At 72.5% G+C, this 26,618-nt stretch carries 24 protein-coding genes and 1 tRNA gene; 20 read left to right on the top strand and 5 right to left on the bottom strand.

Annotated elements, in window-relative coordinates; all coding sequences use genetic code 11:
* Nucleotides 1-284 precede the first annotated feature (284 nt).
* Nucleotides 285-2,552: a serine/threonine-protein kinase gene (locus ACWD4U_RS01570; RefSeq protein WP_363451196.1), complete on the top strand. Its 2,268-nt coding sequence runs from the start codon at nt 285-287 to the stop codon at nt 2,550-2,552.
* A gap of 68 nt (nt 2,553-2,620) precedes the next feature.
* On the opposite strand, the gene galE is transcribed toward ACWD4U_RS01570, so the two are convergent.
* Nucleotides 2,621-3,595 carry a UDP-glucose 4-epimerase GalE gene (gene galE / locus ACWD4U_RS01565; RefSeq protein WP_363451194.1) on the bottom strand — a complete coding sequence of 325 codons (975 nt, stop codon included), beginning with the start codon at nt 3,593-3,595 and terminating at the stop codon, nt 2,621-2,623.
* Nucleotides 3,596-3,786: 191 nt separating this feature from the next.
* On the opposite strand from galE, the gene ACWD4U_RS01560 reads away from it, so the two are divergent.
* Nucleotides 3,787-4,827 carry a S1C family serine protease gene (locus ACWD4U_RS01560; RefSeq protein ID WP_363451422.1) on the top strand — a complete coding sequence of 347 codons (1,041 nt, stop codon included), beginning with the start codon at nt 3,787-3,789 and terminating at the stop codon, nt 4,825-4,827.
* A gap of 98 nt (nt 4,828-4,925) precedes the next feature.
* Here ACWD4U_RS01560 and ACWD4U_RS01555 read toward each other — a convergent pair whose 3' ends face one another.
* Nucleotides 4,926-6,080, bottom strand: a complete 1,155-nt coding sequence (locus ACWD4U_RS01555) for a sensor histidine kinase (protein ID WP_363451191.1) — start codon at nt 6,078-6,080, stop codon at nt 4,926-4,928.
* Nucleotides 6,081-6,306: 226 nt separating this feature from the next.
* Between ACWD4U_RS01555 and ACWD4U_RS01550 the strand changes: the two genes are divergently transcribed.
* The 15 genes from ACWD4U_RS01550 (at nt 6,307) to ACWD4U_RS01480 (ending at nt 20,802) form a co-directional block, all read left to right on the top strand.
* Nucleotides 6,307-6,714 (top strand): NADH-quinone oxidoreductase subunit A, encoded by a 408-nt coding sequence (locus tag ACWD4U_RS01550; RefSeq protein ID WP_363451189.1) that lies wholly within the window; start codon nt 6,307-6,309, stop codon nt 6,712-6,714.
* Nucleotides 6,705-7,349, top strand: a complete 645-nt coding sequence (locus tag ACWD4U_RS01545; RefSeq protein WP_363451187.1) for an NADH-quinone oxidoreductase subunit B — start codon at nt 6,705-6,707, stop codon at nt 7,347-7,349. Before ACWD4U_RS01550 ends, ACWD4U_RS01545 begins: the two co-directional genes overlap by 10 nt.
* Nucleotides 7,346-8,455: an NADH-quinone oxidoreductase subunit C gene (locus ACWD4U_RS01540; protein ID WP_449787062.1), complete on the top strand. Its 1,110-nt coding sequence runs from the start codon at nt 7,346-7,348 to the stop codon at nt 8,453-8,455. The genes ACWD4U_RS01545 and ACWD4U_RS01540 overlap by 4 nt, the downstream gene beginning before the upstream one ends.
* Nucleotides 8,452-9,411, top strand: a complete 960-nt coding sequence (gene nuoH / locus ACWD4U_RS01535) for an NADH-quinone oxidoreductase subunit NuoH (protein WP_363451185.1) — start codon at nt 8,452-8,454, stop codon at nt 9,409-9,411. The genes ACWD4U_RS01540 and nuoH overlap by 4 nt, the downstream gene beginning before the upstream one ends.
* On the top strand, nt 9,408-9,965 hold the full coding sequence (locus ACWD4U_RS01530) for a NuoI/complex I 23 kDa subunit family protein (RefSeq protein WP_363451418.1): 558 nt from the start codon (nt 9,408-9,410) through the stop codon (nt 9,963-9,965). The genes nuoH and ACWD4U_RS01530 overlap by 4 nt, the downstream gene beginning before the upstream one ends.
* 8 nt (nt 9,966-9,973) lie before the next feature.
* Nucleotides 9,974-10,519, top strand: coding sequence for an NADH-quinone oxidoreductase subunit J family protein (locus ACWD4U_RS01525; protein WP_363451416.1), 546 nt, complete (start codon nt 9,974-9,976; stop codon nt 10,517-10,519).
* Nucleotides 10,520-10,521: 2 nt separating this feature from the next.
* Nucleotides 10,522-10,890: an NADH-quinone oxidoreductase subunit NuoK gene (nuoK, locus tag ACWD4U_RS01520; RefSeq protein ID WP_363451183.1), complete on the top strand. Its 369-nt coding sequence runs from the start codon at nt 10,522-10,524 to the stop codon at nt 10,888-10,890.
* Entirely contained in the window at nt 10,887-12,905 is a 2,019-nt protein-coding gene (locus ACWD4U_RS01515; RefSeq protein ID WP_363451181.1) for an NADH-quinone oxidoreductase subunit 5 family protein, read from the top strand. The genes nuoK and ACWD4U_RS01515 overlap by 4 nt, the downstream gene beginning before the upstream one ends.
* 43 nt (nt 12,906-12,948) lie before the next feature.
* Complete coding sequence (locus ACWD4U_RS01510) at nt 12,949-14,475, top strand: complex I subunit 4 family protein (protein ID WP_363451179.1); 1,527 nt, start codon at nt 12,949-12,951, stop codon at nt 14,473-14,475.
* A 32-nt stretch (nt 14,476-14,507) separates the two neighbouring features.
* The gene (locus ACWD4U_RS01505; protein WP_363451414.1) at nt 14,508-16,016 is read left to right on the top strand and encodes an NADH-quinone oxidoreductase subunit N; all 1,509 of its coding nucleotides are present in this window, start codon (nt 14,508-14,510) and stop codon (nt 16,014-16,016) included.
* A gap of 105 nt (nt 16,017-16,121) precedes the next feature.
* Complete coding sequence (gene htpX / locus ACWD4U_RS01500) at nt 16,122-16,979, top strand: zinc metalloprotease HtpX (RefSeq protein WP_363451177.1); 858 nt, start codon at nt 16,122-16,124, stop codon at nt 16,977-16,979.
* Nucleotides 16,980-17,084: 105 nt separating this feature from the next.
* On the top strand, nt 17,085-18,797 hold the full coding sequence (gene ctaD / locus ACWD4U_RS01495; RefSeq protein ID WP_363451412.1) for an aa3-type cytochrome oxidase subunit I: 1,713 nt from the start codon (nt 17,085-17,087) through the stop codon (nt 18,795-18,797).
* A 127-nt stretch (nt 18,798-18,924) separates the two neighbouring features.
* Complete coding sequence (locus ACWD4U_RS01490; RefSeq protein WP_363451175.1) at nt 18,925-19,332, top strand: SHOCT domain-containing protein; 408 nt, start codon at nt 18,925-18,927, stop codon at nt 19,330-19,332.
* Between the two features lie 151 nt (nt 19,333-19,483).
* Nucleotides 19,484-19,885 (top strand): YccF domain-containing protein, encoded by a 402-nt coding sequence (locus tag ACWD4U_RS01485; protein WP_363451173.1) that lies wholly within the window; start codon nt 19,484-19,486, stop codon nt 19,883-19,885.
* 152 nt (nt 19,886-20,037) lie between these two features.
* Complete coding sequence (locus tag ACWD4U_RS01480; RefSeq protein WP_363451171.1) at nt 20,038-20,802, top strand: phosphotransferase enzyme family protein; 765 nt, start codon at nt 20,038-20,040, stop codon at nt 20,800-20,802.
* 18 nt (nt 20,803-20,820) lie between these two features.
* Here ACWD4U_RS01480 and mug read toward each other — a convergent pair whose 3' ends face one another.
* The gene (gene mug, locus ACWD4U_RS01475; RefSeq protein WP_363451169.1) at nt 20,821-21,396 is read right to left on the bottom strand and encodes a G/U mismatch-specific DNA glycosylase; all 576 of its coding nucleotides are present in this window, start codon (nt 21,394-21,396) and stop codon (nt 20,821-20,823) included.
* A gap of 122 nt (nt 21,397-21,518) precedes the next feature.
* On the opposite strand from mug, the gene ACWD4U_RS01470 reads away from it, so the two are divergent.
* Both ACWD4U_RS01470 and ACWD4U_RS01465 read left to right on the top strand, forming a co-directional pair.
* On the top strand, nt 21,519-21,986 hold the full coding sequence (locus ACWD4U_RS01470; protein ID WP_363451167.1) for a hypothetical protein: 468 nt from the start codon (nt 21,519-21,521) through the stop codon (nt 21,984-21,986).
* Between the two features lie 185 nt (nt 21,987-22,171).
* Nucleotides 22,172-22,723, top strand: a complete 552-nt coding sequence (locus tag ACWD4U_RS01465) for a hypothetical protein (RefSeq protein WP_363451165.1) — start codon at nt 22,172-22,174, stop codon at nt 22,721-22,723.
* A gap of 73 nt (nt 22,724-22,796) precedes the next feature.
* Here ACWD4U_RS01465 and ACWD4U_RS01460 read toward each other — a convergent pair whose 3' ends face one another.
* Nucleotides 22,797-23,285 (bottom strand): YajQ family cyclic di-GMP-binding protein, encoded by a 489-nt coding sequence (locus tag ACWD4U_RS01460; protein ID WP_363451163.1) that lies wholly within the window; start codon nt 23,283-23,285, stop codon nt 22,797-22,799.
* Nucleotides 23,286-23,499: 214 nt separating this feature from the next.
* Here ACWD4U_RS01460 and ACWD4U_RS01455 point away from each other — a divergent pair.
* Nucleotides 23,500-23,580: transfer RNA gene (locus tag ACWD4U_RS01455), tRNA-Tyr, on the top strand.
* A 141-nt stretch (nt 23,581-23,721) separates the two neighbouring features.
* Here ACWD4U_RS01455 and ACWD4U_RS01450 read toward each other — a convergent pair.
* A complete protein-coding gene (locus ACWD4U_RS01450) occupies nt 23,722-26,511 on the bottom strand; it encodes a PKD domain-containing protein (RefSeq protein WP_363451161.1) in 2,790 nt (929 codons plus the stop codon).
* Nucleotides 26,512-26,618: the final 107 nt, after the last annotated feature.

Genomic DNA, 26,618 nt, shown 5'->3' with positions numbered 1-26,618 from the left:
CCGCCACAAGATCTTGGCGCGATTCGGTGATGCGACTATTAGTCCGCCCGAGGGGGGAAACGACGGTTTTTCAGCGTGTGTTGTTGCCCCCCCGTGCACTGATGACCCCACAGCGTGACGACAAGTCAGCTTCCGCGGTCCTTCCGGGCGGCGGAGCGACCCGGCGGCCGAGGCTGAGGGGCGTGTCACGGGCGGGGGAGATTGGCTCCCGGGCGGTGGGCAATGGAGAATCGTGGGCGCGCCACCGCCGGGGGGCGCTGGCGGACAGGGGAGGTGGCTGCGGAGTGGACCAGCTGACGGCGCACGATCCGAGGCGGATCGGGCCCTTCGAGGTGCTCGCCCGGCTCGGCGCGGGCGGGATGGGCCTGGTCTACCTGGCCCGGTCGGCCTCCGGGCGCCGGGTGGCCATCAAGACCGTGCGCAGCGAGCTCGCCGAGGACAACCTGTTCCGGGTCCGCTTCGCCCGTGAGATCGCCGCGGCCAAGACGGTCGGCGGCTTCTACACCGCCGCCGTGGTGGACGCGGACGCCGACGCCGCGGTCCCGTGGCTGGCCACCGCGTACGTGCCCGCGCCCTCGTTGGAGGACCTGGTCACCGGCTGCGGGCCGCTGCCGGTGGGCGCGGTGCGCTGGCTGACCGCCGGCATCGCGGAGGCCCTGCAGTCCATCCACGCCGCGGGCCTGGTGCACCGTGACCTCAAGCCGTCCAACGTGCTGGTGGTCGAGGACGGGCCGCGGGTGATCGACTTCGGGATCGCCGCCGGGGTCTCCACCACCCGGCTCACCATGACCAACGTCGCGGTCGGCACCCCCGCCTACATGTCGCCCGAGCAGGCCCGGGACAGCCGCAGCGTCACCGGTGCCAGCGACGTCTTCTCGCTCGGCTCGCTGGTGGTGTTCTGCGCCACCGGGCACCCGCCGTACCGCGGCTCCAACCCGGTGGAGACGGTCTTCCAGCTGCTGCGCGACCAACCCGACCTGTCCGGACTGCCGGTGGACCTGGTGGACCTGGTGCGGGCCTGCATGCGGCCCGCGCCCGAGCACCGTCCGACGCCCGCTCAGATCCAGGCCGAGCTGGCGCCGCACCTGTTCTCCCGGGCGGACGCCTCCGGCGAGGCGGGGGACTGGCTGCCGCCGGTCGCGCTGGACCTGATCGAGGCCAAGCGCTCCAGCCGCCGCCCGCCCGCCGCGGCGCCCGCGGTGCCGCCGCAGCCGCTCGCACCGCCCGAGCCGCCGCCGTCGCAGGCCGCCCCGGTCGGCGGGCCCGGCTCCGCCGTCGCCGAGGTGGCCACCGAGCGGATGCGCCCGCACCAACCGCCGCCCGGCCGCCCCGGCGGCGAGGTGCGGCTGCCCGGGACCCAGGTGCCGATAGGGCCCGGGCCCCGGGTCGAGCCGTCCGCGCCCTCCCTCGCGCCGGCCGGCACCGACTGGGTCCGCCGGACCAGCGCCCCCGCGGCGCCGCCGGCCGCCCGCTGGCGGCCCTGGCGGTTCCGGATGTCCAACGACGTGTGGGGCACCCCCGTGGTCGCCGACGGCACCCTGTTCGTCTCCAGCTTCGAGGTGCACGCCCTCGACATCGCCTCCGGGCAGCGCCGCTACAAGACCCACGACGTGGCCTGGGCGCTGGCCGTCGACAACGGCCGGGTGCACGCCGCCGACGGCCCGCACCTCTACACCGTCGACGTCGCCGACGGCACCGAGCGCTGGCGCAGCTCGCTGGACGGCTGGGTGTACTCGCTGGACGCCGCCGACGGCGTGCTCTGCTGCGGCATCCGCGGCGGCGGGGTGCAGCTGCGCTCGGCCGCCAGCGGCGCCGAGCTGTGGCGCGCCGAGGACGCCCAGCAGGAGTACGAGAACCCGCAGTCCGGCCCGGCGCTGGTCGGCGGTGCCGCGTACTACCAGGGCGGCGGGCGGCTGCACTGCGTCGACCCGCGCGGCGGCGGGGTGCGCTGGGCGGTGCCGGTCGGCGGCGACGTGCCGTCCCGGCCGGTGGAGCGCGGCGGGGTGCTGTACGTGACGGCGGGTCAGCGGGTGTACGCGCTGGACGCGGCGACCGGTGCCGAGCGCTGGCGCTTCGACGCGCCGGTGGTGCTGTTCACCCCGCCCGCGGTGGACGGCGCGGCGGTGTACGTCGCCGACTACCTCGGCACCCTGTACGCGCTGGACGCCGTCACCGGGCAGGGCCGCTGGCGGGCCGCCACGGCCGCCAGACAGGGCGCCGAGCCCGCCGTGGTCGCCGACGGCGCGGTGCTGCTCGGCTCGGGCGACACCCTGTTCGCGTTCGACGCGGCCACCGGCCGGGAACGCTGGCGCTACGCCACCCGCGGCGAACTGGTCGGCTCCCCGGCCGTCGCCGACGGCCTGGTCCACCTCGGCAGCCGCGACCACTCGCTGCACACCCTGGAGCTCGCCACCGGCCGGCTGCGCTGGGAACTCGGCACCAAGGGCGAACTGACCGGCTCCCCGGTCGCCGTCGGCGGCCGGGTCTTCGTCGGCTCCAAGGACCGCTGCGTCTACGCGCTCGACGCGTTCTACGGCACGGCGGTGCCGTAACCACCAGGGGCTCCGGGGGTACCTCCCGCCCCCCCCGAGCCCCTGGGTGTTGCACCTTCCCCTGGTAGTTACGGGTGCCGGTGCTGCCAGCCGGCCCACGCGGAGGTGACCATCTCGCGGACGTCGTAGCGGGCGGTCCAGCCGAGCTCGCGGTGGATCAGGTCGGCGGCGGCGACCACCCGGGCGGGGTCGCCGGGGCGGCGGGGGGTGACCTCGGGGGCCAGGTCGAGGCCGGTGACCTCGGCGATCTCGGCGAGCATCTCGCGCACCGAGACGCCCTCGCCGCGGCCGATGTTCAGCACCAGGTTGACCTGCTCGTCCTCGCCCGCCGCGTTCAGCCGACGGACCGCCGCCAGGTGCGCGGAGGCGATGTCCGAGACGTGGATGAAGTCGCGGATGCAGGTGCCGTCCGGGGTCGGGTAGTCGGCGCCGAAGATCCGCGGCGGCTGACCGGCCGTCAGCCGCTCGAAGACCATCGGGACCAGGTTGGTGACGCCCTCGTCGGACAGCTCCGGCGTGGCCGCGCCCGCCACGTTGAAGTAGCGCAGCGCCACGGTCGACATCCCGTACGCGGTGGCGGAGGCGTTCAGCAGCCACTCGCCGATCAGCTTGGACTCGCCGTACGGGTTGATCGGCGCGCACGGGGTGGACTCGGTGACCAGGTCGACGTCCGGCATGCCGTAGACCGCGGCGGAGGAGGAGAGCAGGATGCGCCGCACCCCGCCCGCGACGGCGGCCTCCAGGACCAGGCGCAGGCCCTCGACGTTCTCCTGGTAGTAGCGCAGCGGCTCGGCCACCGACTCGCCGACCTGCTTCTTGGCGGCGATGTGCAGGATGCCGGTGACGCCGTGCTCGGCGATCACCTTGTCCAGCAGCGGGCGGTCGAGGGTGGAGCCGACCACCAGCGGGACGCCGGCCGGCAGGCGGTCCGCGGATCCGCTGCTCAGGTCGTCCAGGACGACGACCGGCTCGCCGGCCCCGGCCAGCTCGCGCACCACATGTCCGCCGATGTATCCGGCCCCGCCGGTGATCAACCAGGTCATGCCGCGATCCTAGTCCGACGTCGCCGGGACGAACTTGGGTGTGTCTCCAAGGGCAACCGGACATAACGGTGAAATGCTGACAAAGTCCTGTCCAGCGACCGGAGGTGGCCGCCGTGCGCCCGAAGAAGGAACCGACCCGCCCGATCCCGGCCGGGCCCCGGCCCACCGGGCCCAAGCTGTGGCTCGGCCCGATGGCGCTGCTGGCCGCGGCCGGACTGCTCGTCACCGGTTGTTCCAGCTCCGGCTCCAGTTCCTCCAGCTCGACGGCGGCCACCGGTCCGGCCTCCGCGGCGGCCACGCCGTCCAGCAGCAACCAGCTGCAGGACGACTACCAGCGGGTGATCGGGCAGGTGCTGCCGTCGGTGGTGCAGATCACCGCGGGGGACAGCCTCGGCTCGGGGATCGTCTTCGACGACAAGGGCGACATCGTCACCAACGCGCACGTGATCGGCAGCGCGCAGACCTTCACCGTCACGCTGGCCAACAGCACCACGCCGCTGGACGCCACCCTGGTCGGCTCCTACCCGGACTCCGACCTCGCGGTGATCAAGCTGAGCAGTCCGCCGAGCGGGCTGAAGCCGGCCGTCTTCGGTGACAGCTCCAAGGTGGAGGTCGGGCAGATCACGCTGGCCATGGGCAGCCCGCTGGGGCTGTCCAGCTCGGTCACCCAGGGCATCGTCTCGGCCACCGGACGGACCGTCAGCGAGCCGAAGAACGCCACCTCGCCGGGCGCCACCATCGGCAACATGGTGCAGACCTCGGCCGCGATCAACCCGGGCAACAGCGGCGGCGCGCTGGTCAACCTCTCCAGCCAGGTGATCGGCATCAACACGCTGGCCGCCGTCGACCAGGAGCTGAACGGCTCGGCCGCGCCCGGCATCGGCTTCGCCATCCCGGCGGTGACCGTCACCGGCATCGCCAACCAGCTGATCAAGGACGGCAAGGTCACCAACTCCGGCCGGGCCGCGCTCGGGGTGACGGTCCGTCCGTACTTCGACGCCAACTACCAGCCGGCCGGGGCGGTGATCGTCTCGGTCACCTCGGGTGGCCCGGCGGCCTCCGCCGGGCTGCAGGCGGGCGACGTGATCACCAAGATCAACGACACCCAGATCACCTCGCCCGCCACGCTGACCACCGCACTGGCCTCGCTCAGCCCCGGCGACAAGGTCACCGTCGGCTACCAGCGCGGCGGCCAGAACCAGACCGCACAGGTCACCCTCGGGACGCTCTAGGGCTTGTCAGACAAGCCTTGGCACCGCCGAACCCGGGCCCGGAGTGCCGTACCGCGCAAGGGAAGCGGCACTCCGGGCCCGCCCATGCCGGCCGTCGGTCAGGAGCGGGCGCCGGCGCGGGTGCGCCAGGGCAGCTCGACCGTGACCGAGGTGGGGCCGCCGGCGGGGCTGTCCACCACGAAGACGCCGTCCACCGACTCGACCCGCTCGGCCAGCCCGGCCAGGCCGCCGCCCGGGCGGACCGTGGCGCCGCCCTTGCCGTCGTCCTGCACCATCAGCATCAGCCGGTCCTCCTGGCGCCAGAGGTCCACCGAGGCGGTCCGGGCGCCGGAGTGCTTGGAGGCGTTGGTGAGCAGCTCGCTGACGGTGAAGTAGGCGATCCCCTCGACCGCGGAGTCCGGGCGGTCGCCGCCCAGCTCGACGTGCACCCGGACCCCGCCGGGGACGGTGCAGCGGGCCGCCACCGAGGAGAGCGCGGCGTCCAGTCCGCGGTCGGTGAGCACCGCCGGGTGGATGCCGCGGGCCAGGTCGCGCAGCTCCTGCAGGGCGAGCTTCACCTCGCCGTGCGCCGCGTCCACCATGTGCCGGGCGGCCTCCGGGTCCTCGGACAGCTTCTCCTTGGCCAGGCCGAGGTCCATCGCCAGCGCCACCAGCCGGGCCTGCGCGCCGTCGTGCAGGTCGCGCTCGATCCGGCGCAGGTCGGCCGCGGCGGTGTCGACCACCGCGCCGCGGTCGTCCTCCAGTTCGCGCACCCGCTCGGACAGCGCGCTCGGCGAGAGCAGGCTCTCCACCAGCATCCGGGACGCCCAGGCCATCGCCCGCATCACGAACGGCAGCACCGGCCAGCCGACGATCAGCACCGCCAGCGTCACCGCGAAGGTCAGCACGCCCCACGGCAGCAGTACCACGCAGTACAGCGCCGAGCGCCAGCTCAGCGAGTCCGTCAACGCCGCGGTGACCCGGCCGCCGAGACCGGCGCGGGACGGCTCCACCGGCACCGGCTCGCCCACCCGGCTGCCGAGGTCGGTGCGGGCGCGGGCCCGGGCGACCGCCCCGAACCAGCGGCAGCCGGCCAGCCCGAAGGCCAGCAGCGGCAGCCCGACCACCGTCACCGCCAGGCCCAGGCCGACCGTGAGCATCACGGTGGTGAACACGAACCCGGCCAGTGCGACCGGCAGGTTCAGCAGCCCGTGCCCGACCTGCCGCCACATCTGCGGCCCGTACAGCGACGGGCGCTTCGGCTCCTCTCCCATGCGCGGCGCACTCTCCTCACTCTCGCCCGGCTGGTGTCGATCACCAGCATCCCGGGAGCGGCCCCGGCGGCGCCATGGTGCTGGATGCCGTCTTCTCCCGGGGGTTAACCCCACCCCCGGTGGTGGACCGTCTTGCAGGGCGGGCGGGTGAAGGGGTAAACGGACGGTGCACATAGACTCGCGCGTTAGCGATGGTCATTGACTGGCAAAGAAGAAGGGCGAACGCATGGAGGGGCAGCCGCTCGCTGCCGACCCCGCCGTCGGCAGCGGCTACTTCGACGCCTACGCGGCCGTCGGCCTGCTGACGGTCATCGGCGTCCTCTTCGTCGCGGTGGCCTTCACCGCCAACCGCCTGCTGCGGCCGGTCGTCCACACCCCGGAGAAGCTGCTCACCTACGAGTGCGGCGTCGACCCGGTCGGTGAGGGCTGGGCCCACACCCAGGTCCGGTACTACGTCTACGCCTTCCTGTACGTGATCTTCGCGGTCGACGCGATCTACCTGTTCCCGTGGGCCACGGTCTTCGCGGCGGCGGGATACGGCGCGACCACGCTGGTGGAGATGTTCGTCTTCATCGGCTTCCTCGCGGTCGGGCTGCTCTACGCCTGGAAGAAGGGCGTTCTGGAATGGACGTGACGCATTCGCACGGGACGCCGGGCTCCGGCCCCGTCCCGCTCGGCATCCCCGACCCGGCCCACCCCGGCGCCGCGGTCGAGCAGCGGCGCCTCGGCCCGCTCGCCCGGCTGGCCCCGGACCCGGTCAAGGTGGTGCTCAACTGGGGCCGCCGGTACAGCCTCTGGTGCTTCAACTTCGGCCTGGCCTGCTGCGCGATCGAGTTCATCGCCGCGTCGATGGCCAAGCACGACTTCATCCGAATGGGCGTCATCCCGTTCGCGCCCGGCCCGCGCCAGGCCGACCTGATGATCGTCTCCGGCACCGTCACCGACAAGATGGCGCCCGCCGTCAAGCGGCTCTACGAGCAGATGCCGGAGCCCAAGTACGTGATCTCCTTCGGCGCCTGCTCCAACTCCGGCGGCCCGTACTGGGACTCGTACTCGGTCACCAAGGGCGTCGACCAGATCATCCCGGTCGACGTCTACGTGCCCGGCTGCCCGCCCCGGCCCGAGGCGCTGCTGCAGGGCATCCTCAAGCTGCAGGAGAAGATCGCCGCCGAGGACGTCCCGCAGCGCTACGCCGCACCCGACGCCGCACTGCGCCGCCCGTTGCAGGCCGCGCCGCCCGCGCCGACCGTCCCGGGGGAGGGCCAGTGACCGACACCCCGGACGCCCCGACGCCCGACGAGCCGTCAACTCCCGCCGAGCCCACGGCGGCCGAGCGCACCGCCGCCGCGATCGGGCCCTGGGCGAGCGGTGCCGAGGCGTACCAGCTGCTCACCGTCGACGTGCCCGCCGAGCACTGGATCGAGGCGCTCACCGCCGCCCGCGACGGGCTCGGCCTCGCCTTCCTGGACTGGCTGAGCGCCGTCGACGACCTCGCCGAGGGCTTCGCGGTCTGCGCCCACCTCGCCGCCGTCGGCCGGCCCGGCGAGGTGCGCCGGCTGCTGCTGCGCACCCGGGTGCCGCGCGAGGGGGCCGTGCTGCCCACCGCCACGGGCGTGTACGCGGGCGCCGCCTGGCACGAGCGCGAGACCCACGAGATGTTCGGCATCGACTTCGCCGGACACCCGCACCTGATCGCCCTGCTGCTGCCGGACGGCTTCGAGGGCCACCCGCTGCGCAAGGACTTCGTGCTGGCCGCCCGGGTCGCCAAGGACTGGCCGGGCGCCAAGGAGCCCGGCGAGTCCGCCGACCACGGCGGCCCGGCCCGGCGCAAGATGCAGCCGGCCGGCGTCCCCGACCCGAACGAGTGGGGCCCGCTCAAGGGCACCCTCCCGCCGGTCGCCGAACGCCCCGCCCGGGCCGCCCGGGCCGGAGCGGCCGCCGGGGTCGACCGTCCGCGCCGTACCCGCAGCGTCGGCGAGGGCTCCGCCACCCAGGCCGCACCGGCCGAGGGCGACACCCCGCCGGTCCGCGCCGACCGTCCGCGCCGCACCCGCAGTGTCGGCGAGGGCTCGGTCAGCCAGGCGCCCGACACCCCGGCGACGCCCGGCACCGCGCCCGAGCCCGCCCCGCGCCGGTCGAGCGACGCCCCGTGGCACGCGCCGGTCCCGGCGTACGACGAGAAGCCCGGATCGGAGGCGGTGCCCGAGGCCGCGCCCGCGCCCGCGGCGAAACCTGACGCCGTCCCCGCGCCGGAGGCCGAGCCCGAGCAGCGGCCCGAGCCCGAGCAGCCGCAGCCCGAGCAGCCGCAGCGCGAGCCGTCGCAGCCCGACAGCGAACCCGACCAGCCCACCGACCGGAACGGAGACAGCGCGTGAACCTCATCGACACGCTGCTGCGCTGCGTCGGGACGCTGGCGGTGTTCCTGGTGCTGCCGCTGGTGGTCGGGCAGACCGAGCACAAGGTGATGGCGCACATGCAGGGCCGGCTCGGCCCGATGTACGCGGGCGGCTTCCACGGCTGGGCGCAGCTGGTCGCCGACGGCGTGAAGTTCGCGCAGAAGGAGGACGTCGTCCCGGCCGGTGCCGACCGGCGGATCTTCCAGGCCGCCCCGGCGGTGGCGCTGCTGCCGTACCTGCTGGTGCTGCTGGCGATCCCGGTCGGGCCGAACGGCTTCGTCGGGCAGGCGATCGACGCGGGCATCTTCTTCGTGCTCGCGGTGATGGGCATCGGCGTGCTCGGCTCGCTGATGGCGGGCTGGGCGTCGGCCAACAAGTTCTCGCTGCTGGGCGCGCTGCGCTCCGCCGCGCAGCTGATGTCGTACGAGCTGCCGATGCTGCTGGCCGCCGCGTCGGTGGCGATGGCGGCCGGGACGGTGTCGCTGCCGGGGATCGTGGACGCCTTCCACTGGTGGTGGATCCCGTGGCAGCTGATCGGCGCGTTCGTGTTCTTCACCGCGGGCCTGGCCGAGCTGCAGCGCCCGCCGTTCGACATGCCGGTGGCCGACTCGGAGATCATCTTCGGCGCGTACACCGAGTACACCGGCCTGCGGTTCGCGCTCTTCCTGCTCGCCGAGTACGCGGGCATCGTGGTGATCTGCGCGCTGACCTCGGTGCTCTTCCTCGGCGGCTGGCACGGCCCGTTCTCCGACGGCCTCGGCTGGCTGTGGACGCTGCTGAAGACCCTGGCGCTGGCCTTCGTGGTGCTCTGGCTGCGGGTCACCTACCCGCGGCTGCGCGAGGACCAGCTGATGCGTTTCGCCTGGACGGTGCTGATCCCGCTCGCCCTGGCCCAGCTCGCCCTCACCGGCATCATCAAGGTGGCGATCTCCTGATGAAGATTCCCGGCAGCGGCCTGGCCAAGGGCCTGGCCGTCACCATGCGCACGATGACCCGCAGGACCGTCACCGCGCAGTACCCCGACGTGCAGCCCGCGCTGCCGCCCCGCTCCCGCGGGGTGATCGGGCTGCTGGAGGAGAACTGCACGGTCTGCATGCTGTGCGCCCGCGAGTGCCCGGACTGGTGCATCTACATCGACTCCCACAAGGAGACGCTGCCCGCCGCCGACCCGAACGCCCGGGCCCGCACCCGCAACGTGCTGGACCGCTTCGCGATCGACTTCTCGCTGTGCATGTACTGCGGGATCTGCATCGAGGTCTGCCCGTTCGACGCGCTGTTCTGGTCCCCGGAGTTCGAGTACGCGGAGACCGACATCCGCGAGCTCACCCACGAGCGGGACCGGCTGCGCGAGTGGATGTGGACCGTCCCCGCGCCGCCCGCGCACGACGGTGCGGCGGAGGAGCCCAAGGAGATCGCCATGGCCCGCAAGGCGGCCGACAAGCTCGCCGCCGCCGCGGCGGCCCAGGAGCAGGAGGGTGGGGAGAGTTGAGCACCCTGCTGGCCGCGGCCGGCTCGCTGGAGCCCGCGGCGCGCTCGTACCTCTCGCCGACCGGGCAGGAGGTCGTCTTCCTGCTGGTCGGGGTGCTCGTGCTCGGCGCCGCGGTGGTCTCGGTGACCACCCGTCAGCTGGTGCACGCCGCGCTCTGGCTGGTGGTCGCGCTCGGCGGCCTGGCGGTGGAGTTCCTGCTGCTGACGGCCGAGTTCGTGGCCTGGGTGCAGGTGCTGGTGTACCTGGGCTCGGTGGTGGTGCTGGTGCTGTTCGGGCTGATGCTCACCCGCGCCCCGATCGGCCGCTCCCCGGACGCCGACTCCGGCAACCGCCCGGCCGCGCTGGCGGTCGGCCTGGCCTCCGCCGCGACCCTGGTCACCCTGGTGGTGGACGCCTTCCGCTCGTCCTGGATCGACCTGTCCGGCGCGGCCGGCACCACCCGGCTGACCGGTGAGTACCTGTTCTCGCACTGGGTGCTGCCGTTCGAGGCGCTCTCGGTGCTGCTGCTCGCCGCCCTGGTCGGCGCGATCGTGCTGTCCCGCAAGGAGCGCTGAGAGTGCATCTCGCCTACCCCGCAGTCCTCGCCGCGCTGCTGTTCAGCGTCGGCGTCTACGGCGTGCTCGCCCGGCGCAACGTCATCCTGGTGCTGATGTCGGTCGAGCTGATGCTGAACGCCGTCAACCTCAACCTGGTCGCCTTCGACGTCTGGCTGCGCGACACCCTGCACGCCGGCCAGGCGCTCACGCTGTTCACCATCACCATCGCCGCCGCCGAGATCGGCCTCGGCCTGGCCGTCGTGCTGCTGGTCTACCGCACCCGCCGCACCGCCGACGTCGACCGGATCACCGCGCTCGGCGACCGGCACGAGGCCGAACTCGCGGACGAGCGGCCCGCCGAGACCGAGAAGGCGCAGGTCACCGCATGAACCTCGCCCTGCCGATCCTGGTCCCGGCGCTGCCCGCGCTCGGCGCCGCCGCCGGCCTCGCCACCGGACGCCGCCACCCGGGCCTGGCCCGCCCGCTGGCCGTCCTGCCGGTCGCGGTGGCCGCCGTGCTGGCCCTGGTGACGGCCCTTCAGCTGGGCACCGGCGCCACCCTGGACGCCGCCACCCGGCTGGCCCCCACCGGCGGCCCGGAGATCTCGCTCGCCCTGCACCTGGACGGCTTCTCCTCGCTGATCTCGGTGCTGGTCGGCCTGGTCGCCACCTGCGTGCAGGTCTACTCCACCGCGTACCTGAAGGACGACCCGCGCTACCCCTCGTACGCGGCGCTGGTCTCGCTGTTCACCGCGGCGATGTTCCTGGTCGTCTACTCCGGCGACCTGATCGTGCTGCTGGTCGGCTGGGAGGTGATGGGCATCTGCTCGTACTTCCTGATCGGCCACCACTGGGAGACCGCCGACGCCCGCAGCGCCTCGCTGAAGGCCTTCCTGGTCACCAAGCTCGGCGACGTGCCGTTCCTGTTCGGCCTGTTCCTGCTCGGCGCGGACGCCGGCAGCTTCCGGATCGACGAGGTGCTGAAGGCCGCCGCCGAGGGCCGGCTCGGCCACCCCACGCTGATCGCGCTGCTGCTGCTGGGCGGCGTCGCGGGCAAGAGCGCCCAGTTCCCGCTGCACACCTGGCTGCCGGACGCGATGGCCGGCCCGACCCCGGTCTCCGCGCTGATCCACGCCGCCACCATGGTCGCGGCCGGCATCTACCTGGTCGCCCGGCTGCTGCCGGTCTTCCTGCTGTCCTCCACCGCGCTGCTGGTGCTCGCGATCATGGCCGCGATCACCATGATCGGCTCGGCGCTGTGCGCGCTGGCCCAGGACGACCTGAAGCGGGTGCTCGCCTACTCGACGGTCGGCCAGCTCGGCTACATGGCCGGCGCGCTGGCCTCCGGCGACCGCGACGCCGCGGTCTTCCACCTGATCACCCACGGCGCGTTCAAGGCGCTGCTGTTCCTCGCCGCCGGTGTGGTGATCCACGCCGCGCACACCAACTCGATCAGCGTGATGTCGCGGATCGACGGCCTGCGCCACCGCGTCCCCGACGCCTACTGGACGATGGGCATCGGCCTGATCGCCCTGATCGGCCTGCCGCCGTTCGCCGGCTTCTTCTCCAAGGAGGCGGTGCTCTCCGCCGCCGAGCACGCCGCGAACGGCGAGGCGCTCACCGGCGGCCTCGGCCCGGCCTCCGCGGTCCCGGCCGCGGCCGGCTCGATCGTGCTCGGCGCCGGACTGCTCACCGCCCTGCTCACCGGCGCCTACGCCACCCGGATGTGGCTGGTCGCCTTCCACGGCAAGCCGCTCCCCGCCGCGGCGGGCACCCACCAGGCCGGCGCCCCGTACTCCCCGGAGATCGACGAGGCCGACCCCGCCAAGGCCGAGCCCGGCGCGATGCGCTGGCCGCTGTGGGTGCTGGCGGTCCCCTCGATGGGCCTCGGCCTGGCCGGGCTGCGCACCGACTGGCTGCCCGCCCTGCTCGACGGCGAGTCGCTGCGCCCGTCCACCACCACCGCGGTGATCGGCACCGGCGTCGCCCTCGCGGGCATCCTGATCAGCTACGCCGCCTGGCGCACCGTCACCTCGCGGCAGGCCGCGCAGCAGCCGGCCGGCCAGGTGCTGGTGCCCGGCCAGCCCGGGCCGCCGGCCGCCGAGACCCTCCCGGCCGACCCCGCGCCCCGCCTGCTCGGCCCGCTCTACCGGCCCGCGCTGCACGGCTTCGGCGTCGACCGGCTGTACCACCTGCTGTTCGTCCGGCCCACCGAGGCCGCCGCCCGGCTGGTCCGCTTCCTGGACAAGGCCGTGGTGGAGACCTACGTCCGCGGCGCGGGCGCGGCCCCCGGCTGGCTCGGCCGGGCGGTGCGCTTCGCCCAGACCGGCAACGCCCAGGGCTACCTGAGCGCCCTGCTCGCCGGGGCCGTCCTGCTCGCCGTCCTGGTGGCGGTCGGCTCATGACCCACCTTCAGCTCCCGTCCCCGGCACGCCCTTGGAGCCCCCGATGAACGCGGTCCTCATCGCCCTCCTGGTGCTGCCGCTGCTCGGCGCGGCCGCCACCCTCGCCCCGATCGGCGAGAAGCAGGCGCTGCGCCTGGGCACCGCCGTCACCGGCGCCACCCTGGCGCTGGCGATCGCCCTGGCGGCCGGCTTCGACCACGACGCCCCGAGCCGGATGCAGGCCGTCACCGACGTCGCCTGGATCCCGGCCCTGGACGTCCGCCTGCACCTGGGCACCGACGGCATCTCGCTGCCGCTGCTGGTGCTCACCGCGCTGCTCACCTTCCTGTGCGCGCTGTACTCGCTGCGCAAGCTCCCCGACGGCCCCGGAGGCCGGGGCTTCACCGGGCTGCTGCTCCTGCTCGAGACCGGCATGCTCGCCACCTTCGCGGTGCTCGACCTGCTGCTGTTCTTCCTGGCCTTCGAGATCGTGCTGATCCCGATGTACTTCCTGATCGCCCGCTGGGGCAGCGGGCAGAAGGTCGCGGCCGCCAACCGGTTCATCCTGTACACCCTGCTCGGCTCCGCGGTGATGCTGCTCGGTTTCCTGCTGATCGGCGTCAAGGCCGGCACCTTCGACATGGTGAAGCTCGCCGACGCGCACGGCGCCGGCCTGTCGCACACCACCCAGCTGATCGCCGCGCTCGCCATCCTGGTCGGCCTCGCCGTGAAGGCCCCCGCCTGGCCGCTGCACTCCTGGCTGCCCGACGCGCACACCGCCGCGCCGACCGCCGGCTCGGTGCTGCTGGCCGGCGTGATGCTCAAGATGGGCACCTACGGCCTGGTCCGCGTCCTGCTGCCGATCGTCCCCGACGGCACCGCCACCTACGCCCCGTACCTCGGCGCGTTCGCCGCCGTCGGCATCGTCTACGGCTCGCTGGCCTGCCTGGCGCTGGCCCGGCAGGGCGCGAAGGGTGACCTGAAGCGGCTGATCGCGTACTCCTCGGTCGGCCACATGGGCTTCGTGCTGCTCGGCATCGCCTCGCTCACCCAGACCGGAGTGAACGGCGCGCTGTTCGCCAACATCGCGCACGGCCTGATCACCGGCCTGCTGTTCTTCCTGGTCGGCGCCGTCAAGGACCGCTACGGCACCGCCGACCTGGACACCCTGTCCGGCACCACCGGCGCCGCCCTGTACGGCCGCGCGCCCCGGATCGGCGGGCTGCTGGTGTTCGCCGCCGTCGCCAGCCTCGGCCTGCCCGGCCTGGCCGGCTTCTGGGGCGAACTGCTCGCCATGTACGGCGCCTTCGACCCGGCCGCGGGCCTGTCCCGGCCCGCCTTCGTGACGTACATGGTGCTGGCCGGCCTCGGCACCCTGCTGACCGCCGCCTACCTGCTGATCGTGGTCAAGCGGGTCTGCATGGGCGACCCGAAGCAGCCCGCCCCGGTCGCCGACCTGCCGGACATCAAGGGCTACGAGGCCGCCAGCTGGACGCCGCTCGCCGCGCTCACCCTGCTCGCGGGCCTGTGGCCGGCCCTGCTGCTCGGCCTCTCCGACCCGGCCGTCAAGCACCTCCTCGGAGGCGGCTGATGACCACCACTCACGACCTGGGGCAGCCCGTCATGACCTCGCTCGCCGTCGCCGACCCGGGCCGGCTGATCCAGTCCGTCGACTGGCTCGCCATCGCCCCGCCGCTGATCGCCGCGCTCGCCGCCCTCGCCGTGCTGGTCGCCGACCTGTTCCTGCCCGACGACCGCAAGCGGCTGCTCGGCTGGCTGACCGTCACCGGGCTGCTCGCCGCGCTGGCCATGCTGCTGCCACTGGTGCTCGGCGACACCCGCTCGACCTTCTGCTTCAAGAGCCCCGGCGGCGGCTGCTCCTACACCGCCGACCACTTCGCGCTCGCCTTCCAACTGCTCGTCCTCGGCGGCGCGCTGCTCACCGCGCTGCTCTCGCTGCACACCGTCGACGACGACCGGCTGCCCCGCGGCGAGTACTGGTTCCTGCTGCTCTCCTCCGCCTGCGGCGCCGCCCTGCTGCCCGCCGCCCGCGACCTCGCCACCCTGGTGATCGCCCTGGAGGTGGCCTCGCTGCCCGCCTTCGCCCTGGTCGCCCTGCGCCGGGACGGCCGCGGCGCGGAGAGCGCGCTGAAGTTCTTCCTGTCCTCGGTCACCGCCACCGCCGTCATGCTGCTCGGCGTCAGCTTCGTCTACGCCGCCGCCGGCACCCTCCAGCTGCAGGGCGTCGCCGAGGGCCTCGCGCACGCCCCCGCCCAGCTGAAGCCGCTGGCCGAGGCCGGCGCGGTGCTCACCCTGGTCGGCTTCGCCTTCAAGACCGCCGCCGTCCCGTTCCACTTCTGGGTGCCCGACACCTACGTCGGCGCTCCGCTCCCGGTGGCCGGCTACCTCTCGGTGGTCGGCAAGGCGGCGGGCCTGTCCGGCCTGGCCCTGGTCACCACCCTGGCGTTCCGCCCGTACGGCCACACCTGGGGCCTGGTGCTGGCGGTGCTCGCCGCGCTCACCATGACGGTCGGCAACGCCGCCGCGCTGCGCCAGCGCACCGGCACCGCGTTCGGCGCGGTGCGGCTGCTCGCCTGGTCCTCGATCGGCCAGGCCGGCTACCTGCTGGTGCCGCTGGCCGCCGCCGGGTACGCCGACTCCGCCGAGCCGCTGGGCGCGACGGTGGCGTACGCGCTGATCTACGGCCTGGTGAACCTGGGCGCGTTCGGCGTGGTCGCGCTGGTCGGTGGCTCGGGCCGGCTGGACGACTTCCGCGGCCTGGCCGCCCGCAACCGCTGGGCGGCGTACGGCCTCGCCTTCTTCCTGCTCTGCCTGGCCGGCCTGCCGCCGGGCGTGGTCGGCCTGTTCGGCAAGGTCGTGGTGTTCCGCGCCGCGGTCGACGCGGGCCTGGGCTGGCTGGCCGTGGTGATGGCGGTGAACGTGGTGATCGCGCTCGCCTACTACCTGAAGTGGACGGCGCTGCTGTTCGCCCCGGCCGCCGCCGAGACCCCCGAGCAGCGCCGCACCCCGGCCTCGCTGAGCGCCGCGCTGGGCCTGGCGGCCTGCGGCGCGGTCGTGCTGTCGGTGGCTCCGCAACTGGTCCTTCAGGTGGTGTCGGGCAGCCTGTTCTGACCTGTGCGAGAGTGCCCGGGGGAACGAACCCGCGAGTTCGGGGCGTTGATCCGGGCAGAGGGAGCCCGCCGGAGGGCCTCCACAGGCACCACAGGAGGGCCCGCAGTGCACCGCCACCACAACGGATTGCGGACGGCCGTCCTCCTCGGCGGACTGTCCGCGCTGATCCTGGTGATCGGCAGCTTCTTCGGCCGGGCGGGCCTGCTGATCGCCCTGGTGGTGGCCGTCGGCACCAACGCCTACGCGTACTGGAACAGCGACAAGCTGGCGCTGCGCGCGATGCGGGCCCGCCCGGTCAGCGAGATCGAGGCCCCGCAGCTGTACCGGATCGTCCGCGAGCTCTCCACCTCGGCCCGCCAGCCGATGCCCCGGCTGTACATCTCGCCCACCCCCGCCCCGAACGCCTTCGCCACCGGCCGCAACCCGCGCAACGCCGCGGTCTGCTGCACCGACGGCATCCTGCAGCTGCTGGACGAGCGCGAGCTGCGCGGGGTGCTCGGCCACGAGCTCAGCCACGTCTACAACCGGGACATCCTGATCTCCTCGGTCGCCGGGGCGCTCGCCTCGGTGGTGATGTTCCTGGTCAACTTCGCCTGGCTGATCCCGATCGGCCGCAGCGACGACGACGACGGCCCCGGCCTGGTCGGGCTGCTGCTGATCATGATCCTCGGCCCGGTCGCCGCGGGCCTGATCCAACTGGCCGTCAGCCGTTCCCGCGAGTACCAGGCGGACGCCGACGGCGCCCGGATCACCGGCGACCCGCTCGCCCTGGCCAGCGCCCTGCGCAAGCTGGAGTCCGGCACCCAGCGCCTCCCGCTCCCGCCGGAGCCGCAGCTGCAGACCGCCAGCCACATGATGATCGCCAACCCGTTCCGCCCGGGCGAGGTCGGCGCCAAGCTGTTCTCCACCCACCCGCCGATGCGCGAGCGGATCGCCCGCCTGGAGCGCCTGGCCGGCCGCTGACCCGTGTGGGCGACCGCAGCGGCGAGCGTCCCCGGCCCACCCGGCCCGCACTGGTAGTGCTTGACGCACTGCCAGACCCGAGGCCGGAGGTGCGGTGCGGTGACGATGCTGCCGAGCGATGCCGAACTGGGGCTGTCCGGCCCGCCCGCGCCACCCCGCCGGCGCCGCCGCTTCGGCCGCGCCTCCCGCCCGTACCGGGGCCGGAAGCTGGTGGTCTGGCTGACCACCACCGATCACAAGCAGATCGGCACCCTCTACATGGGGACGTCGTTCGCCTTCTTCCTGGTGGGCGGGGTGCTGGCTCTGGTGATGCGGGCCGAACTGGCGCGGCCGGGGACCCAGTTGATCTCCAACGAGCAGTTCAACCAGGCGTTCACCATGCACGGCACGATCATGCTGCTGATGTTCGCCACCCCGCTGTTCGCGGGCTTCGCCAACTGGTTCATGCCGCTCCAGATCGGCGCCCCCGACGTCGCCTTCCCCCGGCTGAACGCCTTCGCCTACTGGCTCTACCTGATCGGCTCGCTGATCGCCGTCGGCGGCTTCCTCACCCCGCAGGGCGCCGCCGACTTCGGCTGGTTCGCCTACGCGCCGCTGAACAGCGCGGTGCACTCGCCGGGCATCGGATCCGACATGTGGATCATGGGCCTGGCCTTCTCCGGCTTCGGCACCATCCTCGGCTCGGTCAACTTCATCACCACGGTCATCTGCCTGCGCGCGCCCGGGATGACCATGTTCCGGATGCCGATCTTCGTCTGGAACATCCTGCTCACCTCGGTCCTGGTGCTGATGGCCTTCCCGGTCCTGGCCGCCGCCCTGCTCTGCCTGGAGGCCGACCGGAAGTTCGGCGCGCACGTCTTCGACCCGGCCAACGGCGGCGCGATGCTCTGGCAGCACCTGTTCTGGTTCTTCGGCCACCCCGAGGTGTACATCATCGCGCTGCCGTTCTTCGGCATCGTCACCGAGATCTTCCCGGTCTTCAGCCGCAAGCCGACCTTCGGCTACTCCGGCCTGATCGCCGCCACCATCGCCATCACCGGCCTGTCGGTCACCGTCTGGGCGCACCACATGTTCGTCACCGGCCAGGTGCTGCTGCCGTTCTTCTCCTTCATGACCTTCCTGATCGCCGTCCCGACCGGGGTGAAGTTCTTCAACTGGATCGGCACCATGTGGCAGGGCTCGCTGAGCTTCGAGACCCCGATGCTCTGGTCGATCGGCTTCCTGGTCACCTTCCTCTTCGGCGGCCTCACCGGCGTCATCCTGGCCGCCCCGCCGCTGGACTTCCACGTCTCCGACTCGTACTTCGTGGTCGCCCACTTCCACTACGTGGTCTTCGGCACCGTCGTCTTCGCGATGTTCGCCGGCTTCTACTTCTGGTGGCCCAAGATGACCGGCAGGATGCTGGACGAACGCCTCGGCCGGGTCCACTTCTGGACGCTCTTCGTCGGCTTCCACACCACCTTCCTGGTCCAGCACTGGCTGGGCGCCGAGGGCATGCCGCGCCGCTACGCCGACTACCTCGCCTCGGACGGCTTCACCACCCTCAACACCGTCTCCACCATCGGCTCGTTCCTGCTCGGCCTGTCCACCCTGCCGTTCCTCTACAACGTCTGGCACACCGCCAAGTACCAGCCCAAGGTCGGCGTCGACGACCCGTGGGGCTACGGCCGCTCGCTGGAGTGGGCCACCTCCTGCCCGCCGCCCCGGCACAACTTCGTCACCCTGCCGCGGATCCGCTCCGAGTCCCCGGCCTTCGACCTGCACCACCCCGACATCGCCGAGCTCGACCGCCTGCAGAACGAGATCGAGACCAGCTAGCCCCCCGGTCGCCCGGTGGCCGCACCTGGCATGCGATGTCCGTTTCATGGTGATACGAATCGTTTCGTCCCCTGCGCCATCCGGCCGCCGGGGCGACTCGTCGGACCGTGTGCGGGATCGGAGCGTCATGGACAACTATCCGCTGCTCAACATCTTCTGGACGATGCTGGAGCTGTTCCTCTGGATCCTCTGGTTCTTCCTGCTCTTCAAGATCATCACGGACATCTTCCGCAGTGACGACATGGGCGGCTGGGGCAAGGCCGGCTGGACGTTCTTCGTGATCCTGCTGCCCTTCCTCGGCGTCCTGGTCTACCTGATCGTCCGCGGCGGATCGATGACCCAACGCGACATCACCCAGGCCAAGCAGGCCGACGCCGCGTTCCAGGACTACATCCGCAAGACCGCCGCCACCCCCGCCGGCGGCGGTGCCGCCGCGTCCCACGTGGACGACCTGGCCAAGCTCGCGGACATGAAGAACAGCGGCGCGCTCACCGAGGAGGAGTACCAGAAGGCGAAGGCCAAGCTCCTCACCTGACCCCTCCCACCCGCGAAAGGCCCGCCCCGGAAGCCCCGGGACGGGCCTTTCGCCGTCCCTCGCACCCCGTCGGCCCCGCCCGCGTCACACGCTTGCCACAACCGGGCTCCGCCCGGTCCCCGATCCGCCCCCGATGTGCGAGCCTGGACCCATGAAGGTGATCAACTTCGTACTCAACGTCATCTGGCTGCTCTTCTGCGGACTCTGGATGGCCATCGGTTACGCCATCGCCGGGATCATCTGCTTCATCCTGATCATCACGATCCCCTTCGGCGTCGCCGCGTTCCGCCTGGCCGGCTTCATGCTCTGGCCCTTCGGCCGCACCACCGTCGAGAAGCCCGACGCCGGCGCCGCCTCCTGCGTCGGCAACGTCATCTGGCTGGTCTTCGCCGGCTGGTGGCTCGCCCTCGCCCACCTGGTCACCAGCATCCCGCTCTTCCTCTCCATCATCGGCATCCCCTTCGGCTGGGCGAACCTCAAGATGATCCCCATCTCCCTGATGCCCCTCGGCCGCGAGGTCGTCTCCACCGACGAGGGCTTCGGCGGCCGCTAGCCCGTTCCCCGGCGGGGGACGCTCTTCTCACCCCCCCGGCGCCCTTCCCTCGTTCGCTCCCGCAGTCCGCCCGAGGACCGAAATCCCCTCCCCGGGCGGACTCCGCTGTGCCTACACTCCCCGCGCAGCAGGAGTCGACCCGAAGGAGCCCCGTGCCCGACCAGGAAACCCTCCGTGGCGGCGTCAACCAGGTGGTCCGCATCGGCGCCACCGTCCTCCGCCCCACCGGCCCCAGGTCGCCCGCCGTGCACGGTCTCCTGACCCACCTCCGAGCTCGCGGCTTCACCGCCGCCCCCGCCTTCCACGGCCTGACCGAGGACGGTCGCGAGATCCTCGACTTCCTGCCCGGCGAGGTCTCCAACTACCCGCCGACGCCCGCCGCCGCCTCCCGCACCGCGCTGCTGACCGCCGCCCGCCTCCTGCGGGCGTACCACGACGCCACCCTCGGCTACACCGCCGACGGCTGGATGCTCCCCGCCCGCGAGCCCGTCGAGGTGGTCTGCCACGGTGACTTCGCCCCGCACAACTGCGTCCTGGACGGCGAACGCGTGGTCGGCGTCATCGACTTCGACACCGCCCACCCCGGCCCCCGGCTGTGGGACGTCGCCTACGCGGTCTACCGCTGGGCCCCCACCACGGCCCCCGGCAACGCCGACGGCTTCGGCACGCCCGTCGAACAGGCCCGCCGGGTACGGGAGTTCTGCGACGCGTACGGTCTGGACCCGGCCGACCGGGCCGCCCTGGTGGACGCCGTCGCGGACCGCCTGCACGCCCTGGTCGACTTCATGCACGCCGAGGCCGCCGCCGGCAACGCCGCCTTCGCCTCCCACCTCGCCGACGGCCACCACCTGATGTACCTCGCCGACGCCGCCTACGTCCGGCGTGAACGCGCCCTCTTCGAAGCCGAGTTGGCCTGACCGTCAGTCGCCTCGCGTTCAGCCCTCCGTGGACTCCACGTGCTCCCGCAGCACCCGGAACTCGGCCGCGATGCCGTCCAGCGTGTAGTGCGCGTTCAGGCCGCTCGGGTTGGGCAGCAGCCACACCTCGGTGTCGCCGATCGGCTCCGCCTGCCGCCCGACCGAGGCCCGCGGCCGACCGAACGCCGCCCGGTACGCCCCGATGCCCAGCACCGCGAGGGCGCGCGGGCGCAGCCGCAGCACCCGGTCGACCAGGGCCGCGCCGCCCACCCGGTACTCCTCGGGCGTGAGTTCGGCGGCCTTGGCGGTGGTCCGGGCCACCACGTTGGTGATGCCGAGGCCATGGGCGAGCAGTTCGTCCTGCTCCTCGGGCCGGAGTTGGCGCGGGGTGAAGCCGGAGCGGTGCAGCGCGGGCCAGAACCGGTTGCCCGGCCGGGCGAAGTGGTGTCCGGTCGCGCCCGACCACAGGCCGGGGTTGATGCCGCAGAACAGCACCCGCAGGCCGGGTCCGGAGACGTCCGGGATGGTGGCGTCCTGGGCGGCGGCGAGCTGCTCGGCGGTGGGCCGCGGACGGGGCGCGGGAGTGCTGGTCACCCGCCCCACTCTGCCAGTTCGCCTCCATGAGCGCCCAAGTGCGGTCTGGCCCCGCCAATCGGATGGATTGTCAGTTCGATTGTTTTCCTGACCGGATCGCAATTCCGGCGGAGAATGGGGAGGTGTCATACGAACTGAACGCACTGCTGGCCACCGCCGAACTGCTCGCCGTGGTGGCCGCCGAGGTCCCGGCCGCGCGGATGACCCGCCTGTCCCACGACCTTGCGCTCATCCCGATGACCGACGAGCTTTTCGATGCACTCCAACAACCGTCCCGCAGCGCCGACTTCGGCTTCAAGCGGTTCCCGGACGGATTCGGCCTGCGGATCGCCGCCTGGTCCAAGTCCGCCCCGATCGCGTACGTGGAGACCGACGCCGAACACTCCGGCACCCCGGGCGGCCAGCGCGCCGCCGCCTGGTACGACGGCCGCGTCGTCCTCGGCCCGATCGACGTCGCCACCGGCGACCCCGCGCCCGCCGCGGGACGGCCGCTCGACCAGGTGCTCCGCCACCTCGGCGTCCCGGTCCGGGCCGACCAGGACCCGTGCCGCGTGGTCGGCCTCCACCGCTACCGGCCGCGGGCCGCCTGACGCGGTTCCGGTGCCGCCCTCAGTGGTGGCTGATCCCCCGTCGGATCCGGAGGTGACGGTCCGTCGGCCGCGGCTCCCTGGCTCCGCACCATTCGGCGTACGCGCGGTGGCCGCCCCCGTACGGGTGGCCCAACGTGTGGTGCAGGCGAAATGCCTGAACTCCGCTGAAAGGAACGGCTTTACCCATGCGTGCCCACTGGCCGGCCGCCGCGCTGACCGCAGTCCTGAGCCTCACCACGGTCACCCTGGCGACCGCCATCCCCGCGTCCGCTGCCGACACCGCCGACGTGTTCCGCAACCGTCCCGCCGTCACCCGGCCGATCGCGCCGCCACAGCTGCCCATCGGGCTGCCGGGGCTGCCCGGGCTGCCGATCACGGTCCCCGCCCCGCCGACCGGGTCCACCCAGACCGGTTCGCTGCCGGCCACGGGGGGTCTGCCGACCGACACCCTGCCGGTCTCCCCGCCCTCGACGCCGTCCGTGCCCGCACCGCCCTCGCTGGACCTGCTCGGCACCCTCGGCAACCTGCTGAAATCGCTGACCGGACTGCTGGGAGGCCTGCTCCCGACGAGCGGCGCGCCCGACACCGGCGCGATCCAGAAACTGGTCGAGCAGCTCACCAGCACGATCCAGGGGCTACTCGGCGGCCTCCCGTCCCCGCCCAGCCTGCCGACCCCGACAGGCCTCCCGACCCCGACGAGCCTCCCCAGCCCGCCGGCCGTCCTCACCGTCCACTGACCCGACCTGTTCACGAACCGGACCGGCCGGGCCGCCCCCACCGCACGGGGGTCGGCCCGGCCGGTCCCGCGTGTCAGCGGTAGTTGACGAACTGCAGCGCGAAGTCCAGGTCCTTGCCCTTGAGCAGGGCCTGCACGGCCTGCAGGTCATCACGCGACTTCGAGCTGACCCGCAGCTCGTCGCCCTGCACCTGGGCCTTGACGCCCTTGGGGCCCTCGTCGCGGATGATCTTCGCCACCTTCTTGGCGTCGTCGGTGGTGATGCCTTCCTTCACGTCCGCGAAGATCTTGTACTCCTTGCCGGACAGCTGCGGCTCCGCCGCGTCCAGCGCCTTCAGCGACAGCCCGCGCTTCACGAACTTGGTCTGCAGCACGTCCAGGATCGCCCGGACCCGCTCCTCGCCGTTGGCCTTCATCTCGATCTTCTCGCCGGACCGCTTGATCTCGGCGCCCACGTTCTTGAAGTCGAAGCGCGTGGCGATCTCGCGGGAGGTCTGGTTGATCGCGTTGTCGACCTCCTGCCACTCGACCTTCGAGACGATGTCGAAACTGGAGTCGGCCATGGGTGTTGGTCTCCTTGAGCTACAGGCTTGACGGTCTCGCCACCCGTCCCGGACGGGCGACGCCCCAGCCTATCCAGCGCCCCGCACCCCCGCCCGCAACCGCAGCGCGCCGTCCTTGATCATTGCGTGACTTAACCGAGTGGCAGACCACCCCCCAACATCAGGTATCGTTTACGACGTCGAACAGGGAAGCCCCCTGCGAGACACCATCCCTGGCTGGTTGCCCGAGCGGCCAAAGGGAGCAGACTGTAAATCTGTCGCGCAAGCTACGCAGGTTCGAACCCTGCACCAGCCACCGGATAGTGAACAGCCCCTGATCTGCGGAAACGCTGATCAGGGGCTGTTTCGTTGTGTCCGCCCGCCAGGCTGGCGCGGATGGCCGTTATGGGTGGCCCGGCCCCACCGAAGTTCCGGTGGGGCCGATCAGGTGGGGGGTCTAGCCGGCGGTGAAGTAGCCGAAGAGGTCGGTGATGACGTTGGTCGTGCCGACGTGGTTGTAGACGTCGAAGGAGCCGTTGGAGACCGGGGTGATGACCTGGTTGGGGATGGTGCGGCCGGGGCCGAAGTTGAGGTTGCTGGTGGCCGGGCGCGGGGTGGTGGTGGCGTGGACGGTGAGGAAGCTGTCGGCGGTGCCGTCGACGGCGGTGACGTTGAGGACGGCGGCGGTGGCGTTGGCCGGGACGCCGCCGACCGAGATGCTCGAGTTCGGGGTGAGGGCGTGTCGGCCCGGCTGGCGGGTGTCCATCAGGCGCTGGGGGGAGACGGGGATGAACTTGCCCTTGCTGTCGGGGCTGTAGTAACCGAAGACGTCGACCACCGCGTGCACGCTGCCGATGTGGTTGTAGATGTCGATGCTGCCGCCCTGGCCCACGGGGACGATGACCTGGTTCCCGGTGTCGGTCCCGGCCTTGAAGTTGACGTTCGAGGCGTTCGGGAGCTGGGCACCGGTGGGGTAGACGGTGAGGAAGCTGTCGGCGGTGCCCTCAGTGGCCGTGACGTTCAGTGCGACGGCGGTGGCGTTGGCCGGGATGGCGGAGGCTCCCGCGACCTGGAGGCTGCGGACACCGAACTGGCCCAACGGGGAGTTGGTGGTGCGGGTGTCGAGCAGTCGGGTCGGCGTCGCGGGGGTGTAGTTCGAACCGGCGGCGGGCTTGTAGTAGCCGAGCACGTCGGCGACCACGTGGACGGTGCCGACGTGGTTGTAGAGGCTGATGGTGCCGTCGGCCGTCATCGGGATCGTGACGACGTTGGAGACGTCCTGGCCCGGCTTGAAGTTGACGTTCGAGGCGGTCGGCACCTTGGTGCCGGTGGGGAAGGCGGTCAGGAAGCTGTCGTCGGTGCCCTGCGTCGCCGTCAGGTTGACGACCACGGCGGTCGCGCCGATGGGTACGGCGTTCGGGCCGCTGCCCCCGGCCGCCTGGACGACGGTCGTCGCGCCGGGGCCGAGGGGGGCGGGCCCGGAGGCGGACCAGCGGGTGTCGAGGATGCGGGTGGGCGTGAGCGCGACGTAACCGGCGGGGTCGTAGGCGGTGGTGACCTGCTGGACGGTGGTCGCCTTGGCACCGGACTCGTCGGTGACGGTCAGCGTGACGGCGTAGGTGCCGGGCTGGGGGAAGGTGTGCTGGAGGAACACGCCGGACGAGTCGGTGGTGGGCGTGGATCCGTCGTTCCAGTCGATGACGTACGTGGTGATCTTGTACGGGCCGGAGGAGGCCGACGCGTCGAGGTTGTACCTCATCGGGGAGCTCCACGGCTTCACCGTGAACGAGGGCTGCAGCGTCGCGTCGGCGGGGGCGACGGTCACGTCCTGGTAGGGCTCGCTGGTCACCTTGCCGCCGACGCCGTCGGTGACGGTGACCGTCGGGTGGTACTTGCCCGGCGTGCCGTAGACGTGGGTGGTGGTCGGCTGGTCGCCGGTCTGGGTGGTGCCGTCGCCGAAGTCGTAGGTGTACGTGAGCTTGGTGGGCCAGTCGTTGGTCACGGTGGCGCTGAAGGTCGCCGTGAACGGTGCCGGGCCCTGCGGCGTCCGGTAGCGGCCCGTCGCGCTCAACTCGGCCCGCTTCAGGCCCTGGAGCTGGTACGCGCCGCGGTCGAGCAGGTTTCCGTCGGCCGGCGTGGGGACCTTCGGGTCGTCGGTCGGGCCGTAGCCGAGCAGGTCGGTGGCCGGCACCCCGGGGGCGTTCGGGTCGGCGGACTTGAGGGCCGCGGTGTCGGCGTCGGTCAGCCGGTCGCCGAAGAGCACCGTCCGGTCGAAGACGATGGCGGAGTCGACGTCGTGGGCACCCTGCTGGCTCGTCGCCCGGAAGTCGGCCACGCCGGCGAGGGCGGTTCCGGCCCAGTTGTAGTCGGGGTGACCGGCGGGCGCGTGGACGATGTTGTAGTCGACCTTGGTCCGGGTGACGGACCCCGCGGAGACGGCGATCTGCGCGTCAGGACTACCCGTCGAGGACGGAGCACTCGTCGCGTCCACCACGATGTTGTTCTCGACCGTGGCGTCGGTGGCGGCGCCGAGGAGGGAGATGCCGGGCCCGGTGCCGGCCGAGACGGTGTTGTTGGTGACCACGGCCCCGGGGGCCGCGACGTGGATCGCGCCGGCCAGCGAGCCGGGCAGGTCGTTGCCGGCGATGGTGGTGTTCCCGACCAGGGGGTCGACCACGATGCCGTGCGTGGCTTCCAGGTACGAGCGGCTCAGGGTGACGTGGTCGCCCTGACCGGTGATCAGGACGCCCGCCCCGGCCGACGACTGGGGGGCCTCGCCGACGTCGAGGTGGTCGAGGAGCACGCGGCTGGAGTCCTTGACCACGATCGGGCCGCTGGTCGCGGAGCCGGAGGCGTAGAGGCCGTCGATCACCACGTCGTGGACGCCGGACAGCGTGAGCGCCGGCTGGCCGCCGACGGCGTCGATCTCGGGCTGGCTGGGGAAGTCGTCCGACCCCTTGATGGTGATCGGGTGCCCCGGCAGGCCGGACTTGGTGATCCGGACGGCCTCGTTCAGGGGCGCGCCCGGGGCCACCTGGACCGTCTGGTCGGGCTGGGCGCTGTCGGCGGCCGCGGTGAGGGTGCAGAACGGCAGGGCCTGAGTGCCCGTGCCGCTGTCGGAACACCGGGCGGCGACCGGGTTGACGTAGATCGTGGCGTCGGCCGCGGAGGCGGACGCCGGAACGGCCAGTCCGAGGATGCCCGTGATGCAGGCGACGGACAGGACGGAGGCGCGGTTGGTGCGCACGTGGAATCCCCCCAGAGATGTTGCCTCGCTCGCGGTGTGCGCGATGAGGCCACGCGCAGGGAGCGGAGCAGCAGAGTAACGGAGGGGGTGGACCGTCGATCGTCGGC

It is taken from the genome of Kitasatospora sp. NPDC002522, from assembly GCF_053595195.1.
This window is presented reverse-complemented; position numbering and strand designations above follow the sequence as displayed.